Raw genomic sequence first — 15,439 nt, 5'->3', positions numbered from 1 at the left:
CCGCTTAGCAGTCATTCCCTGCTAAACGGTCTTTTACTTATAACTTTACTTTTATGTCTCTTTCTATAAAGGTTTCTTTTGCAACAAAAATGGCGTTCAATACTCTTGGAAAGCCTGTATATGGTACACAGTGCATAATTGCTTCAACAATCTCACTAGGAGTTAATCCTACATTTAAAGATGCATTAATATGAATACGAAGCTGCCGTTCACATCCTCCTTGAGTTGTAAGTGCAGAAAGAGTAACAAGTTGTCTCTGTTTTAAATCAAGCTCTCCCCGTGAATAAATATCTCCAAATGCAAATTCAATAACATATTGACCAAGATCAGGAGCAACTTCCTTTAAAGACTCTATCACTCCTTTTCCTCCTTCTCCATCTACTTTCATTAATCTTTCCCATCCACGCTCATAACGTTCATTCATTAAATGGCTTCCTCCTTTAATAAGATATTTTCATCCTATCGGTTAGAGCGCGCTCTAAAGCAAGGCTTTTTCTATGCTATAATGAATATTATGGAAAATGTATTAACTATTAAAGAAGTTGCTAACATAACAGGGGTTTCTGTTCATACGTTACGCTACTATGAAAAAATTGGTTTGCTTTCACATATCAAACGAGATGAAAACGGCTATCGTCAGTATTGTGAAGGAGACCTTTCTTGGATTGCTTTTTTACTTCGTTTACGTAAGACAGGAATGCCAATGATTCAGATGAAACAATTTTCAGACCTTAGAAGTCAAGGGAATTCAACGGCTTCATCTCGTCGTAAATTACTAGAAGAACATTACCGTAATGTGCAACAGGAAATAAAAGAACTAGAGGGAAACCTTCAAGAAATTCAGAAGAAAATAGCTTATTATAAGGAACTAGAGAAACCATAATAAAGGAGGTTGGATAATTATCCAACCTCTTTTTGTCCTTTTATCTCCCAAACGCACCTCCATCACTCCTTGGATCTACACCACCATGTAAAAACCCTTGATCATCAATAACAATGGCGTGTGCATGCCCCATCACTCCGTCTAAATCACTCACTCTTTTTACAAGATGACCAGCACGAGCTAACGATTTTTCCACTTCCTCACTAATGCGTCCTTCGATTTTTAACTCTTGTGTTTCCTCTCCCCATGTTCTTCCCCATAAAAAGCGTGGAGAGCTAATCGCTTCTTGGGGATTCATTCCGTAATCAATCATTCTTGTAATAAGGGCGGTTTGGGTTTGTGGCTGCCCTTCTCCACCTTGTGTGCCGTATAAAATAGAAGGGTTTCCGTCTTTACAAGCCATTGCGGGCATTAGGGTGTGGAACGTTCGTTTCTTTGGTTCTAGTGTATTCACATGATTTTCATCAAGAGAGAAAAATGATCCTCGATTTTGCATAAGGATACCGGTATCTCCTGCGATTACACCTGAGCCAAATTCAAAATAGAGGCTTTGGATAAATGACACCGCATTTCCTTGTTCATCAACAACTGCGGCATAAGCTGTATCATTTCCAATTGGCTGTGTTGTCACATCGTTTGTTTTTTCGAAAGTAATCTCATTCGCTATTTCTTTTCCATACGATTTACTTAACAAATTCTGAAGAGGAATGGCTGAGAAGTGAGGATCTGTCAAAAATTCATTTCGATCTTGGAACGTTCGTTTTAATGTTTCGACTAACAGATGGTAATATTCATAGGAGCCGTGCGGGATAGACCGTAAATCATAGTTTTCTAGCACATTTAACGTCATTAATCCAACAAACCCTTGCGAATTTGGTGGCACTTGGTACATCGTATAGCCGCGATATGTTGTTGAAAGTGGTTCAACCCATGCGCCTTGATGCTCAGCGAAATCTTCAAACTCTAATAAACTTCCCTTTTCTTGAAGACTCCTCACAATTCGTTTTCCAAGTTCTCCCCTATAAAAGAAGTCCCGCCCTTTTTCAGCAAGCTCTTTTAACGTATAAGCAAGGTTCTTTTGAACGAATTTTTCATTTACATGTGGCACACGCCCATTTGGAAGGAAAACAGTAGCAGTGTCAGGCTGTTCTAGGAATAACTTTAAATTGTTCATTGTGTTTTCATGCTGATCTTTGGAAAAAGGAAAGCCAAATAATGCATAGCTGATAGCTGGTTCCAAAACTTCTGCTAGTGACATCGTCCCGTATTTTTTCAAAACGGCATCCCAGCTGTCAACCATACCTGGGACGGTAATCGCACTTTTAATCCCTCTTGTTGGAATTGCTTTTTCTCCCCGGTATTTATCTCTTGTCACTTCACGACCTGACCTTCCGCTTCCATTATAAACGCGCACTTTTCCCTCTTCTTTCTGTTGCATAAGCCAAAATGAATCACCACCAAGCCCAGTCATATGAGGATACACAACTGCTAAACAAGCACTCACCGCAACAGCCGCATCAAAGGCATTTCCGCCTCGCTGGAGAATCTTATCTCCTGCTCCAGAGGCTAAATAATGTGGACTAACGACCATTGACTTTGTTCCAACAATTGCTTCATTCATATTAGATTTTCCTCCCCTGATTTATAGTTCTTTTTCACAGCTAGTGGTGAAACTGGACTTTCTTTTGGCCCTTTGTCTGTGAACAGAAAAGCGACAGCACCAACAAGTAATAATGCTCCAGATAAGTAAAAACCAAGCTCAAGACTTCCTGTTCGATCTGCAAAATAGCCTGTAATATATGGCGCAAAAATGGAAGAAAGCATGCCGCTAAAATTAAAGAATCCATAAACCTTTGAATACATAGAAGCTGGTGTAATGTCTGCGATGTACGAGATTAGGACAGGGTCAAGAGCTAGTTTTCCAAGTAAGCCATAGAGGACTAACCCTGTAAGGAGAAGTGAATAACTTTCTGTATAAGGAATAACAATCTGCAGGAAAGCTCCTGCAACAGCTAGAGAGATAATAAGAGGCTTTTTGCTTTTCACACGATCTGAAATATAACCAAAGAAAATGGCGCCTGGAATGGATGCCCATGGAACAAGTGAAGCAATAATGCCTGTTTGTGATCCATCAACACCACGAGCTGTCTGCAAATAATATGGCAGCCATGTTAACATTCCGAAAAATCCGTAAAGAGAGCAGAAGATAATAATATAGACACATATATGGTTTTTAGTAAAAAGCTGCTTAAGGCTTACGTTTTCAGTTGGAACAGCAGTTGAAACTTTCTCTTCCTTATTGCCATCGCGAACAAAGACACCAATTAAAATGGCCACAATGACAGTTGGTATGGCAAACAAGTAAAATGAAAATTGCCAGCCTTTATCTAATGTGTAAGTAAAATAGCTTGCCGCAATAAGACCAAGTGAAATTCCTAATGCCATTCCACTGTTAATAAGAGCTGACACAAGGCCCCGGTATTTTTTCGGAGTAATGTTAGAAGAGATGCCATACTGTGACCCATAGTATGTTCCTTCTCCTAATCCTGTAAGAGCACGCATAAGAAGGAATAAAGCAAACGTTGTGACGGCTCCACTTAGATATGTAGCAACCCCAAAAATGATATAACCTGTCACAAGGACTCTCACTCGTCCAAACTTATCTGCTAAAAACCCTGTTGGAATTTGCATAAACGCATATGAAGCAAAAAAGACGGTAGACATAAGGCCGAGCTCTGTTTGATTTAAATTCCACTCCCTCCCAATATCACTCATAACAGGGGAAAGAATATTTCGATCTGCATACATGAACACCCATCCTAAGAAGAATAAAAAGATAACAAGAGCTGGATTGTTTTTCTTCATTTCGCTCACCTCTATTTTCTGAAAATTATGAATTAATTATATCCAGCTCTTTTCTCAAATGGTTTATTCTTGTTAGATTCTCTTCCATTGTTTTTTTACGTTTAGTAATTATATTTTAATTTTTCTGTTGATTCAGAAAAATAAAGTGGTAATATGTTTATAAATAGAATGTTTTTCTCTCTATACAATTACATAACGAAAGTGAGGTAGGAAATTCCTTGCATTATGATTATCACGTACCTAATTTAATTTTGGATGATGTTGATAAAACCATCCTCTCTATTCTTCATGAAAATAGCCGAGTCTCTTATACAGATCTCGGCAAAGAAGTTGGGTTATCGCGCGTTGCTGTACAGGCGCGCATCAATAACTTGATGGAAAAGGGTGTTATCGAAAAGTTCACGGCGATCATTAACCCAGCTAAGATTGGGATCCATGTTTCTGCTTTTTTCAATGTGGAAGTTGAACCCCAATATTTAGAAGCCGTTGCTGAACAACTTTCAGAGGAGCATGCTGTCACAAGCTTGTATCATATGACAGGACCAAGCAAACTTCATATGCACGGCATTTTTGCAGACAACGGAGAAATGGAGCGCTTTTTAACTGAAAAGCTTTATCCAATGCAAGGCGTTGTGAGCGTTGACTGTCAAACACTTATTAAACGCTATAAAAGCAGAATGGGAATGAAGCTATAACAATGGCAAACAAGGGGGAATAAAAGTGAATGCTTATAAAGAATTAATTATTGCAATGGTGCGCACAGGGATATTGGGCTTTGGGGGAGGCCCATCTGTTATTCCGCTTATCCGCCATGAAGCTGTTTCGCGGTACAAATGGATTGAAGATGATGAATTTGGCGAAATTTTAGCCATTGCAAATGCGTTACCAGGACCTATCGCAACAAAAATGGCCGCTTATTTAGGTTACAGGGAAAAAGGAGCCCTTGGAGCAATCGTTGGGGTGCTCGCTCATATTCTCCCTACGTGTCTTTCAATGGTGGTCTTACTTACTGTTGTGAACGTTTTAAGCTACTCAGCCGCTGTCGCGGGCATGATTGCCGCTGTTATGCCTGTTATTGCTGTAATGCTTGGCCTTATGGCATACGAATTTGCCGCAAAAGCAGTCAAAGGATTAGGAAAAATACTTGGCTGTATCCTTTTTATAGTCACCTTCCTTCTTCTCCAAACAATTGCGCTTCATCCCGCATTTGTCATCGTTATCTTTCTCGCTTATGGAACCATGCATTTTAAACTTAAAAATAAATGGGAGAACAAAAATTCAAAAAGTAAGGGGTTATCCGTATGATGCTTTTACTTAGCTTGTTTTTAGGTTTTTTTATTGCTAATGTACTTGGATATGGCGGAGGCCCTGCTTCAATTCCGCTGATGTATGAAGAAGTTGTTGATCGCTATCATTGGCTCACAAATGCCGATTTTTCAAATATGCTTGCTCTTGGCAATGCCCTCCCTGGACCTATTGCAACAAAGATTGCGGCATATGTTGGCTACGATGTTTTTGGATGGTGGGGATTTCTCATTGCCTTATTTGCGACTGTTTTTCCATCGGCCATTGCTCTTATTCTTCTTCTCAAACTTATGCAGCGCCATCGTCAGTCTCAAGTTGTCAAAGGGATGACCCTTCTTGTTCAGCCTGTAATTGCTATTATGATGCTTTTACTAACATGGGATATGATCAAAGATGCAGTTGGTTCAATTGGGATTTGGCAATCGCTAATCATCGGACTGATTTCTCTTTTAGCACTCGCGAAGTTTAAAATTCACCCTGCATTTATGATTATTGCCGCGTTTGCCTATGGAGGATTTGTTATTCCTCATCTCTAATCTATTTGTAAAACTCGTTATCTACCATTCAATTAAAGAAGCACATTCTCGTTGAGAGTGTGCTTCTTTTGATTGAATTCTTTAAAACTACTTTGACACGCCCTGTTTTTCTTCTTTATACTATATATGGAATATTATGTAGGAGGGGAAAATGAATAAAACAAACTTCATCATTTTCATCACAGCTTTTCTGCTTGGGACTTCTTATACGATTTTTAAAATTATAACAGGAGAAAAGATTGAATTTAATGAATTCCTTTTCTTCTCTATGTTACTTATGCTGTACCTTCCAACCATCACCACAAAAATAGAGAGAAGTGAGGAAGAGAAACAAAAAATAGCTGAAAAAAGCTCTAAAATAAGTTACTTTCTCCTGCTTCTCTTTCTATTCCTTGCCGTCTTAGTTGAGGATATCCTAACAGGGGAAATAAATACGTTATTAGCAGGAGTTCTTGCCCTTGGTATGGTTACGCTACCACTCGTAGAATTTTTTATGATGAAAAAATACCGTTCATAATCCTATTTCACACAAAAAGAGGAACGTTGGAATTTTCCACCGTTCCTCTTTTTCGATACAATATAAACTATTTTAACTTTCCTGGAGCTTATTCTCTAGCTTTTTTTTTAATATTTCCGCACCTTCATCACTTAGCACAATATTCCCTGGATACACTTTGTTATCTGAAGACACTTCTCCTGTAATAATACATTCCAAGTTAGATTTGTATTTTTGCAAAATGATTTTTTCTTCATCAATAAAAATCTCAATCGGATCTTTTTCACGAATAGAAAAGGTTCTTCTAAGTTCTTTCGGCAGCACAACTCTGCCTAGTTCATCTACTTTTCTCACAATACCTGTACTTTTCATAAAACGCTCACCTCGTTTTTTTATTTTTACCGCCATAGCCAGTTATATGATAAATCGTTAGCAATAGATTTAAGAGAGCGGTTGTTGTACTGGTATACTCTTTCCTTTACCTCATTCCACTCCAGAGCAAACCTATTCTAGCAATCTCTCCCTTAAATCGATAAAAAAAAGAAGCGCACTTCCGCTTCCTACAAACCTTCTATTCTTTTCTCTCTCTGTTTTCGGCCACACTCTAATCCATCATAAATTTCTCTAAATCGATTTTTTACGTCTTTCAGGGATTCGATCAGCCAAGGATCAAACTGTGTTCCTTTTGCTAACTCTAAACGATAAAAAGCCTCTTCAAATTTAATTCCTTGTCGATAAGAGCGGGTCGTTGTCATCGCATCAAACGCATCCGCAATAGCCAGAACTCGAGCATCTAGCGGAATGTCTCTTCCTTTCAAACCTGAAGGATATCCTGTGCCATCCCATCGTTCATGATGATAAAGAACCCCTGCTTTTAAACGCTGTAGTCGGCTCATTCGCTCAATCATTTGAGCTCCAGAAGTTGAATGAGTTTTAACTGTTTCATATTCTTTTTCAAGCAGTCTGCCTTTTTTCATTAAAATATGTTCGGGAACGTTAATTTTCCCAACGTCGTGAAGAAGTCCGCTTAGTTTTATTCTTTTCAAGTCTTGTTCACAATAATCTGGCAAGGAGCTTGCAAGAGCAACAGCATACTGACTGACGCGCTCACTATGACCATATGTATAAACGTCTTTTGCCTCTACTGCCACAACAAACGTATTCACAATTTCTTCAATTGTTGCCTCTGTTGAGTCTTTTACAAGGTTCACTTGTCTTCTATAGATAAGATGAAGCATTTGCAGTACGAGAAAGCTTAATGTTGATAAAATAATATACAATAAAATGCGATTTGAAATATCAATGCCGTCTGCCGTATAGTTCTTTTTAGGTAGCTTTATACTAAAGAATGTGAGAAGACCTAATCCAATCAATGAATAATAAACAAGCGTCTTCTTTTCTCCATATATGCCAGCAAGAAGCGGGAGAAGTAAGAAAAAGCTCCATGCTTCAGAGTAGCTTGACTGAAAATATACAACAATGAGCAGTCCAACAGAATAGATAAGAATCATATGCTGATAGATGCTAGCTTTAAAATCAATATATCTTTTTAAACTCCCCATCATAATTAAAAGAGCTAAACAAATTAAAAAAGATGGTAAACTAGCTCTCGAGAAGTTGGCTTGGAAAAGATAAAAAAACGTATTCCAAACGCAGCTTAATCCTAAAAAAACAACGATGATCCGATAAAGGTATGTTGTTACTTTTAAACGGTGATCATTAAAATAATCCTCATACAGTTCGGTGTGTTGTGCCATTTCGAGATCTCCTCATTATTCAAAATGCCTTTTTATTGTAGCATCTTTCTCCTCTTATGTGGGAAGTTTTGTAGAATAATGACGTTTCCTGACATATAGTGCTTATTTTCACTGTTTTGTTAAAGAAAAACTAAAAAAGCAGGGTTAATGCCCCTACTTTGCAACAAAATGATAGACTTTTTTCACTTGTTTCATTATTTTCTTTGCTAGGCTAATTACTTACATTCTTTACGGCTAAAAGAGATATTTTCAAGCTTCTTTTAGCAGCAGACTCTCTCCATAAATCTAAAAAAATATTCTTTTACACCCTTTATTAAATCAATTAAAAAAGTATATTTTAAAGATAAAAAGGAATACCTTATACACCTTGCCTCGTATAAGACATTCCTCTGCTATTTTTATATAAAAGCTAATTATTGTACATTTTCAAACCTTTTCGATTTTTCTCCCTCTAAGCTTGCTGATTTTCTTTTCACCCATAAATAAGGACGAAGCGGGAAATAAAGAATTTTAAGTGCTTTTGGCAGTTTTAGCTGATCTTCCTCAGAAGCTTGAGGGTATAAAAATCTTAAGACTTGAAACCATCGTTGCGATACCGCTCCTGTTTCGTAGATATATCGATGTGGAAAAAGGATGCTTTTCATCTTGAGAAGTTTAGTAAGGAATAGGACAAACATGCTTCCTTTATATGTTTTTTCTCTTTTTGTCTCTCTTTCCATATAATTTTGACTCATATTTATAACACATGGAACAGCGAGCTTCGCCAGCTCTTTTGCTCGCTTTTCTTCTATAATACTTTTTGCTTCCTCTGGGATAGGGGTTTCAAAAAAAGCAGAGGAAACAAGGAGTGCCTGCCCAACAAGGTTAAATTGTTTTCGTGAGCGAAGTTGTTCGACTTTCTTGAATGGTTGTTTTCTTCGCATCATATAGTCAACATCAGCAAGCCAGCGTAATCTAAACCATCCATGTCTTGTTCCATGAGCAATAAGAAAAATAAATAAGTCTTCTTCTCCTAGGAAATAAACAGGCGAACGTGTTAGCTCGCTTTTTCTTCTCCGCTCCCATAGCTCATGAAATGTTGGCTGCTTAATTGGAAAGGGTTGTGAACGCCAATGAATTTCAACTTGAATCTTTTTTTGAGGATGAAAGTAAATAATATGGTGATGAAGCCATTTCCATTCACTCGCAAGCGAAAAAAAGCGGTTTTCCCTTTCATAGCCAAGTCCAGTTAGAACATCTTCTGCTTTTTTTAAGTCTTCAAATTGAATTAATACATCTAAGTCTTTTGATGTTCGAAGCGAAATATCTCCGTAAATATCCTGGGCAATTGGAGGACCTTTCAAAAACAGAAGCTTAATATTCTGTTCACTGAACAGTTTGCTTACCCGCTCCATCTCTGCGCTTAAATGAAGCATTGAAAACGTATTTTTTTGATATTCTCTCTTTAACACTTCCATTACAAATGGAGGCACAGCAGGATCTCTTAGCTCTCCTAATTTCGCATATACTAATGGATAAATGCGATGATGCTTCACAAGCTGCAAGAAATAGTTCCAGTCAATATTTTGTTCTAGAACTAGATTTCCTTCTCGATGATTTAAAATAGTTAACATCACTTTTAGTTCTCTTGGCAGCAATGATAAATCAAGCTCACCGTTTCTTTCCATACCTTTCACCATCCCTTTATTGAACAGCTTGCGCCTGACTTTGAAGAAGCTCGCTAAATAAATGTCCTCTCTCCTTTGACAGCTGTGTGTAACTTCCTTGCTGAACAATTTTTCCTTTTTCTAAGACAACCACAGCATCTGCATTGCGAATCGTTGATAAACGATGGGCAATAATAATGACGGTCATCCTCCCTTTTAATTCTTCAACTGCTCTGCTTACTTTGGCTTCGTTGCGCACATCGAGCGCACTTGTTGCCTCATCAAGAATCAAAATAGACGGTTTCTTCAATAAGGCCCTTGCTAGGACTAAACGCTGTCGCTCTCCACCTGAAAGTCTTACCCCTCTGTCTCCAATCACTGTATCAAGACCATGAGGCAATTCTTTCACAAACTCATATCCTTGCGAAAATTGAAGCGCTTCCCACATTTCTTCATCACTTGCCGTACTTTTCACCATGAGTAAGTTTTCCCGAATCGACGTATTAAATAAAAACGGGTCTTGTGAAACATAACTAATCGAATTCCGAAGTGCTAAAAGATTCTCTTCCGTAAGAGGAGCTCCATCAATTAAGACTTCTCCTTTTTCTGGAGTATTCAATCCCATTAACAAATCAATTAACGTACTCTTCCCTGCTCCTGAAGGTCCTACAATAGCCGTAATTTGGTTTTGTAGGATATGTAAATTGATATTATCTAACACAAATTCTTCTTTCGTTTTGTTATAGCGAAATGAAACGTTTCGACATTGAAATGATCCTTTCATTTCTCTCTCATCGCTAACTGCTATTTCTTCTTGCTCTTCTTTGCATTCTTGTAAAAACTCATGAATTAAGCGACAAGAAGGAATACTTGCTGCAATTTGCTCTATGTTCGACTGAATGCTTGTAAACTTTGGCCAAAGGCGTGAGAAAATTAAAATTAGAAGTAAAACTTGATCCTGCTGAGCACCAAAAGATTTTAGAGAAACAAAGATAAAGAGGGCGATAAGACAAGCTGATGATAGTTTATAAATAAGCTGTGAATCTGATCTTAATTTCACATAGTTGACTTGTTCTTCACTCATTTTTTCCGTTAGAGACTGAAGCCAGTTCACATGATTACGTTCTAATGTATTGCTTTTAATATCTTTGATTCCGTTGATTTGATCAGTAATGCCCGCCATATAGCTTTCACCAAGCTTTGATGTTTGCTTGCCAAGCTTGTTTGATCGTTTAATTAAGCTTTTTGAGCAGTATCCAATAACAAGACCGCACGCTAAAATAAACAACGTCAACCCGGCAGAGAGCCAGAGCGCAATACAAATTTGAATAACGGTAAAAATAATATGAGATAAAAGCTGAAGAAAATAATTAATCGCCCCAAGTACACGGGCAAGCTCTGCCGTTAATAAGTTAACTAAGTCTGATTTCCGTTTTTTCAAGAAAAAACTCCATCTTGAATTTAACAGAGAACTGTATATATCTAATCGCAAATGTCTGCTAAAATTTTCACGAATGCGAGCATCACGAATTGACAAATAACGCTGTAAAAAGGTTTGTCCCACAACAATAAAAAGATATAAGCCTAACACAAAGGGCAAATAAAACGATTCGGGAATACGAGTTAAAAAATGAAAAAGCTCCATAAGTTTCCCTGAGACATTCTCAACTTGCACGAAGCCTCCAAGACTAATAAGTGGAATAAGGAGCAATATTCCTGCTCCTTCAAGCAAGCTGACAAGCGCACGCCCCACAACGTTCACATACAAACCTTTTCCTGAGAAATGATGCATTCTTTTAATATAGTAAAGAAAGGCATTCACTTTATTCACCTCACCATTTTCTAGAGGTTTTTTTATTTTTTATAAAAAAATGCTAAACATTGTTTAACATGTACCGATACTTATAAATGCAGAAAGGATTTTCACTATTCGCCAATGATTCTCGAAAACTTTCCAACAATCGTGAAGTTCTCCATAGTTTCTGCTCCTGTTACATATTTCGGACCGCTGCGCAGCCACGCATGAGCAATTAAGCGCCCGTCCTTGTCTTTTCCTGTGCCTAAATATAACGTACTTTCAATCTTTCGTCGCTGGAGCATTTTCATTGCGGCAATTGCTTTTACTAAGCATTCACTTTCCCAAAAAGTATACTTGCTCATTTTATGAACAGCATAGGAAATATCGCGTAGCATTGGCTCATTTGAAGGATTTTCGATCATTGCCGTTTCTTCCATGTACTCACCTAGCGTTGGAGCTACTTTAGCGAATGGCCTGCTTTTTAAAAACCGTCCATAACCTAAATAAAAGAAAGCTTCTAAAAGTAAAAGCTGCTGCTCCCATTCTAGCTTTGAGAATGTTTTTAATTTATGGATTAGTTTCACTCTCTTCACTCCTTTACATTACTTTAATCAGTTTTTCGCTCTGTAAATGTGAAAGAAAAGATAAAACGTGAGTTTCACACTGCTCTCTTTGCACGTCATATTTATTTAGAAGTTTTTCAATAAGCTCTTCAACTAAGATAGCTTCACTCATTTCATCCCAGATGGCTCCACCAATGTTACCTAAGTTATAGTACTTGCCATTTTCAATATTTAGCATCACTTTCTCTTGATCCATATCACTTGCGATGTTTCCTTCGCCTTGAACAACGTGATGTTTTAACGATAATGTGCTCACGCTTTTTCCTCCTCTTGAATCACTTTTAAAATTTCATCTACAAGCTCTGGTGCTGTAAATCCTTCTGACGGTCGCCTAAGTTCAAAAATCGGTGTTCTTTTCCCAACTTCCATCGAATGTTTGAAATGCCATTCAGCTAGCTTAAGTCTGTCAATTAAGAAATCACGATACGTATGCTGAAGTAAAACGCGGAACTTCTCCAACGTTCCAATTTTTTTAAACCGGATTTTACTTGTGTTTCCTTTTGCAAGTTCAAAAACGCCGCCAAGTGGGATAGGCTTATCATAAAAACTTTCTTTTACAGGGACTGCATACTTTGTCTCCCTTTCAAACAGTGATTGATAGCCACTTGAATTGATTCCAAATCCAACTAAACTTTCCTCCCAAAGTTTCTGATGTGGATAAGAAGGATAAGCGATTGGCACTCGCTCTTTTGATAGGCGTACAGGAATGACATCGTCGCTTAGTAACTTATAGCCTTTTTGGATAAAAGCTGCTGCTAAAGTTGACTTCCCTGCTCCGGAATGTCCAACAAATGCATAAGCTTTCCCATTAATCTCTATTGCACTTCCATGAAGAGGCATTACTTTACGCTGCATCAGTAAGATGCCCATACACGAACCAAGAAGATAGAGCCTTATTTTGCGCTCATCAACCCCTTCAAAAGGCACAACCGTAATTTCTCGTCCTTTCGTGATACGAAAGAAAGCGTTTTTTTGGGACTCAAATATAACAGAATCCCCATCAACAACAACTCGGCTCCGATCTTCTCGTTGCACCCATGTTTCTGGTAAAGAACCTTTTTTAATCCATATATCTATTGAATCTTCCCCAAACTTTCCAGAAGGTAATTCAGGAAGATGAACTTCACTCCATATGTTTAGTCCAAAAGCGTTATAAGCATAAACGGTCTGCGTTATACTCATTATCTTCACTCCGCTCATCACAAATTTTGAAGACCCTTATACACCTTATCGTGTATAAGGGTAATGAACGTATAATTTCATATCCAATTAACTATCATGATGCATTGCGTCCTCTGGATCTGGATCTGGTTGCACTGCATCAGGGTAGCTTAGCCCAGGCCCTGCCATTGTTTTGTTTACATCCAATACTTCTACTTCAAGCTTTTCCCATTGTTTTTTCTCCACGATGTCACCCCCTTTCAAAAGTTTTTTTGAAGAAATCGATAGAGAATCAAGCTTCTCATTAAAATTCGAAAATCATTCCGAAATACTTGATCAGCTGAAGGTTCATGACGTATGTTTTCTAACGATTCCTTTAAGAGTTCTATATTTAAATACTCTGATAGATAGTCGTCCGTTAAAGCTCTTTCTAATTCTCCTATAAACACATTCCATTGTGGAAGCATCCTTTGAATTCCATCCGCACCTTGAATCCCTCGTGTTCGTTGGTTTAGCCGAACATCATCTGGAAGATAGCCTTTCATTGCTCTTCTAATGAGTGACCGGTCTTGTCCATTTTGAACAAATTGACTTTCTGGAACTGATAAGGAGAAACGTACAACGCGCAGATCATTTGTTGGATCTCTATCCCATATGCCGTATCGGAGGGAGAGCTTTGTTGTATATGCTCCGTTGAGAGCCCAATAGTATGGACGCTGAAATTGAATTTTTCGTATTTCATATGGGGTTTTTTGAATTAACCCATTTTTTTGAATATCATGTGAAGCTAATTTATTATAAACGTTAAACCGACTCGCTAATTTTTCATTAATCATTCCTTGAAAAGGTACTTCTTTGTTTTTGGATAAAGCTCCTCTTAGCTTTGGAAACACTTTACGCCCCACAACACGAAGTACTCTTGACCTTTTTGCCCCAAGATTTTTACTATACATCCGAACTTCCTGGCTGAATTTTCTCAACTGAAGTTTTCGCAAGAGCATTGCTTGATAATCAAGAGCATGTCCCCACGAAACTGTCCAGTTTCCACGCTGTCCATTTAATATCACACCTATTCCTTGCTGTGAGGCTTGTTCAAAAATCCCCTTCGTCCAAAAGCTATTTTCATAGAATTTGTACGGTGTTTCTAGCACATCAAGCCAATCATCAATTTCAGAAAAAGAGCTTTTCTCTGGAAAGCTCAAATAGCTGTCTTGAATATTGCCGGCAAAGTTCACCGTTGACTTTATGAAAGGTCTTTCATCTGCTACTCGGCTTTTCGGTGACCAGTCTTCAAAGTCATCAAGGGGCACATAACTATATGTATGCAATGATTTGTTTTGCGCTCGCAGCTCTCGTGCTGCGATACTTGCAACAGATCCAGAGTCAAGGCCTCCACTTAGATGAGCCCCAACGTTAAGATGTGTTCTCAACCGAGACTTTACTGCTCCTTTAAAAACCTCAAGAAAAGCTTCTTCATATTCTTCGTTTGAAGAAAGCTTTAGTTTCTTCCCCATATCAAGCGCGCAATATTGAGTAAGTTTTACTCTCCCCTTTTCTACCGTTATGCTATGTGCTGGAGGAAGCTGTCTAATATTTTCGTAGACGCTTGAAGAAGAATCTGTTGACTCAAATGTAATTGGTATAGCTAGAAACTCAGCTAGCCACGCTTCATTTAACTTTTTTGAAACAAAAGGAAGCGAGAAAAGCGGTGTAATAGCTGTGCAAAAAGTGAAAATCTTCTCATTATTAAAAAAATAAAGCGTGCGACATCCTGAAAAGTCGCGGGCTCCAAACAGTTTTCCCTTTTTTTCATCCCAAATCATAAACGCAAAATCGCCAACGAGAAACTTTGGCATGTCTTCTTCCCACTTAGAATAAGCATGCAGGAGAAGTTCACTATCTTTGATAGAAGCTCTATATTGTATATCTATTCCTAATCTATTAAATAATTCGTCTCGATTGTCAATGATAGCATCTGCTGTAATCGCAAGCTTTCGTTCACTATCATAAAATGGTAGTTTCTCTCCAATAGATTCCTCTGTAATCCATTGAGCATGACACCCAAAAAACAGACCACCTTTTTTCCATGTCCCAATATCATCAGCACGATATCTTTTTAACTCTTCCATCATTGCCTGACATTGTTCTACATGAATTTCATTTTCATTCCATTCATATATACCTGCTATCGCGCTCATGTTTTCTCCTCTCACAGTGCTGAAAACTCCTACTAGCCCTGCTTCTTGTCTACCTTTTCACAATAAGGGTATAAAGTCTTATTAAAAAGCAGAAATCACCTATATATATGGATATATTATCACAATACGTTCTTTTTGACATCGAAAAATGTAAAAAATATTCAACAATAT

17 protein-coding genes are annotated in these 15,439 nt (G+C 37.9%); 5 read left to right on the top strand and 12 right to left on the bottom strand.

What is annotated here, in order from left to right; genetic code table 11:
• Positions 1-37: 37 nt before the first annotated feature.
• Positions 38-424: a carboxymuconolactone decarboxylase family protein gene (locus B9N79_RS04770; protein ID WP_085117855.1), complete on the bottom strand. Its 387-nt coding sequence runs from the start codon at positions 422-424 to the stop codon at positions 38-40.
• A gap of 90 nt (positions 425-514) precedes the next feature.
• On the opposite strand from B9N79_RS04770, the gene B9N79_RS04765 reads away from it, so the two are divergent.
• Positions 515-883, top strand: a complete 369-nt coding sequence (locus tag B9N79_RS04765) for a MerR family transcriptional regulator (RefSeq protein WP_040057023.1) — start codon at positions 515-517, stop codon at positions 881-883.
• A gap of 40 nt (positions 884-923) precedes the next feature.
• On the opposite strand, the gene ggt is transcribed toward B9N79_RS04765, so the two are convergent.
• Together ggt and B9N79_RS04755 are read right to left on the bottom strand one after the other, a co-directional pair.
• Positions 924-2,504 carry a gamma-glutamyltransferase gene (ggt, locus tag B9N79_RS04760; RefSeq protein WP_085117853.1) on the bottom strand — a complete coding sequence of 527 codons (1,581 nt, stop codon included), beginning with the start codon at positions 2,502-2,504 and terminating at the stop codon, positions 924-926.
• Positions 2,501-3,748, bottom strand: coding sequence for an MFS transporter (locus B9N79_RS04755; RefSeq protein ID WP_040056554.1), 1,248 nt, complete (start codon positions 3,746-3,748; stop codon positions 2,501-2,503). Before B9N79_RS04755 ends, ggt begins: the two co-directional genes overlap by 4 nt.
• A 218-nt stretch (positions 3,749-3,966) precedes the next feature.
• Here B9N79_RS04755 and chrS point away from each other — a divergent pair, with 218 nt between their 5' ends.
• From chrS to B9N79_RS04735, 4 genes are all read left to right on the top strand, one after another.
• A complete protein-coding gene (gene chrS, locus B9N79_RS04750; protein WP_040056555.1) occupies positions 3,967-4,443 on the top strand; it encodes a chromate efflux transcriptional regulator ChrS in 477 nt (158 codons plus the stop codon).
• 25 nt (positions 4,444-4,468) lie between these two features.
• On the top strand, positions 4,469-5,053 hold the full coding sequence (gene chrB, locus B9N79_RS04745; protein WP_376752405.1) for a chromate efflux transporter ChrB: 585 nt from the start codon (positions 4,469-4,471) through the stop codon (positions 5,051-5,053).
• A complete protein-coding gene (gene chrA, locus B9N79_RS04740; RefSeq protein WP_026009526.1) occupies positions 5,053-5,589 on the top strand; it encodes a chromate efflux transporter ChrA in 537 nt (178 codons plus the stop codon). The genes chrB and chrA overlap by 1 nt, the downstream gene beginning before the upstream one ends.
• 151 nt (positions 5,590-5,740) lie before the next feature.
• On the top strand, positions 5,741-6,106 hold the full coding sequence (locus B9N79_RS04735; protein ID WP_085117848.1) for a hypothetical protein: 366 nt from the start codon (positions 5,741-5,743) through the stop codon (positions 6,104-6,106).
• Positions 6,107-6,178: 72 nt separating this feature from the next.
• Here the strand turns inward: B9N79_RS04735 and B9N79_RS04730 are convergent, their stop codons facing one another.
• The 9 genes from B9N79_RS04730 to B9N79_RS04695 form a co-directional block, all read right to left on the bottom strand.
• On the bottom strand, positions 6,179-6,457 hold the full coding sequence (locus tag B9N79_RS04730; RefSeq protein ID WP_085117846.1) for an AbrB/MazE/SpoVT family DNA-binding domain-containing protein: 279 nt from the start codon (positions 6,455-6,457) through the stop codon (positions 6,179-6,181).
• Positions 6,458-6,645: 188 nt separating this feature from the next.
• Entirely contained in the window at positions 6,646-7,842 is a 1,197-nt protein-coding gene (locus B9N79_RS04725; protein WP_085117843.1) for an HD-GYP domain-containing protein, read from the bottom strand.
• Positions 7,843-8,255: 413 nt separating this feature from the next.
• On the bottom strand, positions 8,256-9,509 hold the full coding sequence (locus B9N79_RS04720) for a nucleotidyltransferase domain-containing protein (RefSeq protein ID WP_085117840.1): 1,254 nt from the start codon (positions 9,507-9,509) through the stop codon (positions 8,256-8,258).
• Between the two features lie 16 nt (positions 9,510-9,525).
• Complete coding sequence (locus B9N79_RS04715; protein WP_085117837.1) at positions 9,526-11,310, bottom strand: ABC transporter ATP-binding protein; 1,785 nt, start codon at positions 11,308-11,310, stop codon at positions 9,526-9,528.
• Between the two features lie 104 nt (positions 11,311-11,414).
• Entirely contained in the window at positions 11,415-11,870 is a 456-nt protein-coding gene (locus tag B9N79_RS04710) for a lasso peptide biosynthesis B2 protein (protein WP_019392005.1), read from the bottom strand.
• A 13-nt stretch (positions 11,871-11,883) separates the two neighbouring features.
• Positions 11,884-12,105: a lasso peptide biosynthesis PqqD family chaperone gene (locus tag B9N79_RS04705; RefSeq protein ID WP_081496070.1), complete on the bottom strand. Its 222-nt coding sequence runs from the start codon at positions 12,103-12,105 to the stop codon at positions 11,884-11,886.
• Between the two features lie 56 nt (positions 12,106-12,161).
• The gene (locus B9N79_RS04700) at positions 12,162-13,091 is read right to left on the bottom strand and encodes an aldolase (protein WP_085117835.1); all 930 of its coding nucleotides are present in this window, start codon (positions 13,089-13,091) and stop codon (positions 12,162-12,164) included.
• Between the two features lie 87 nt (positions 13,092-13,178).
• Entirely contained in the window at positions 13,179-13,316 is a 138-nt protein-coding gene (locus tag B9N79_RS25750; protein ID WP_139814829.1) for a paeninodin family lasso peptide, read from the bottom strand.
• A gap of 14 nt (positions 13,317-13,330) precedes the next feature.
• Positions 13,331-15,268 (bottom strand): asparagine synthase-related protein, encoded by a 1,938-nt coding sequence (locus B9N79_RS04695; protein ID WP_085118074.1) that lies wholly within the window; start codon positions 15,266-15,268, stop codon positions 13,331-13,333.
• Positions 15,269-15,439 lie beyond the last annotated feature (171 nt).

Origin of the sequence: Priestia filamentosa (assembly GCF_900177535.1) — a bacterium.
Taxonomy (GTDB): domain Bacteria; phylum Bacillota; class Bacilli; order Bacillales; family Bacillaceae_H; genus Bacillus_I; species Bacillus_I filamentosa.
This window is presented reverse-complemented; position numbering and strand designations above follow the sequence as displayed.

Excerpts from the sequence above, each read along its gene's own strand:
- B9N79_RS04765 (WP_040057023.1), top strand. The coding sequence starts at position 515 with ATGGAAAATGTATTAACTATTAAAGAAGTTGCTAACATAACAGGGGTT.
- B9N79_RS04720 (WP_085117840.1), bottom strand. The coding sequence starts at position 9,509 with ATGGAAAGAAACGGTGAGCTTGATTTATCATTGCTGCCAAGAGAACTA.
- B9N79_RS04755 (WP_040056554.1), bottom strand. The coding sequence starts at position 3,748 with ATGAAGAAAAACAATCCAGCTCTTGTTATCTTTTTATTCTTCTTAGGA.
- B9N79_RS04735 (WP_085117848.1), top strand. The coding sequence starts at position 5,741 with ATGAATAAAACAAACTTCATCATTTTCATCACAGCTTTTCTGCTTGGG.
- B9N79_RS04770 (WP_085117855.1), bottom strand. The coding sequence starts at position 424 with ATGAATGAACGTTATGAGCGTGGATGGGAAAGATTAATGAAAGTAGAT.
- B9N79_RS04725 (WP_085117843.1), bottom strand. The coding sequence starts at position 7,842 with ATGGCACAACACACCGAACTGTATGAGGATTATTTTAATGATCACCGT.
- B9N79_RS04695 (WP_085118074.1), bottom strand. The coding sequence starts at position 15,268 with ATGAGCGCGATAGCAGGTATATATGAATGGAATGAAAATGAAATTCAT.
- B9N79_RS04730 (WP_085117846.1), bottom strand. The coding sequence starts at position 6,457 with ATGAAAAGTACAGGTATTGTGAGAAAAGTAGATGAACTAGGCAGAGTT.
- B9N79_RS04705 (WP_081496070.1), bottom strand. The coding sequence starts at position 12,105 with ATGGATCAAGAGAAAGTGATGCTAAATATTGAAAATGGCAAGTACTAT.
- ggt (WP_085117853.1), bottom strand. The coding sequence starts at position 2,504 with ATGAATGAAGCAATTGTTGGAACAAAGTCAATGGTCGTTAGTCCACAT.
- chrA (WP_026009526.1), top strand. The coding sequence starts at position 5,053 with ATGCTTTTACTTAGCTTGTTTTTAGGTTTTTTTATTGCTAATGTACTT.
- B9N79_RS04700 (WP_085117835.1), bottom strand. The coding sequence starts at position 13,091 with ATGAGTATAACGCAGACCGTTTATGCTTATAACGCTTTTGGACTAAAC.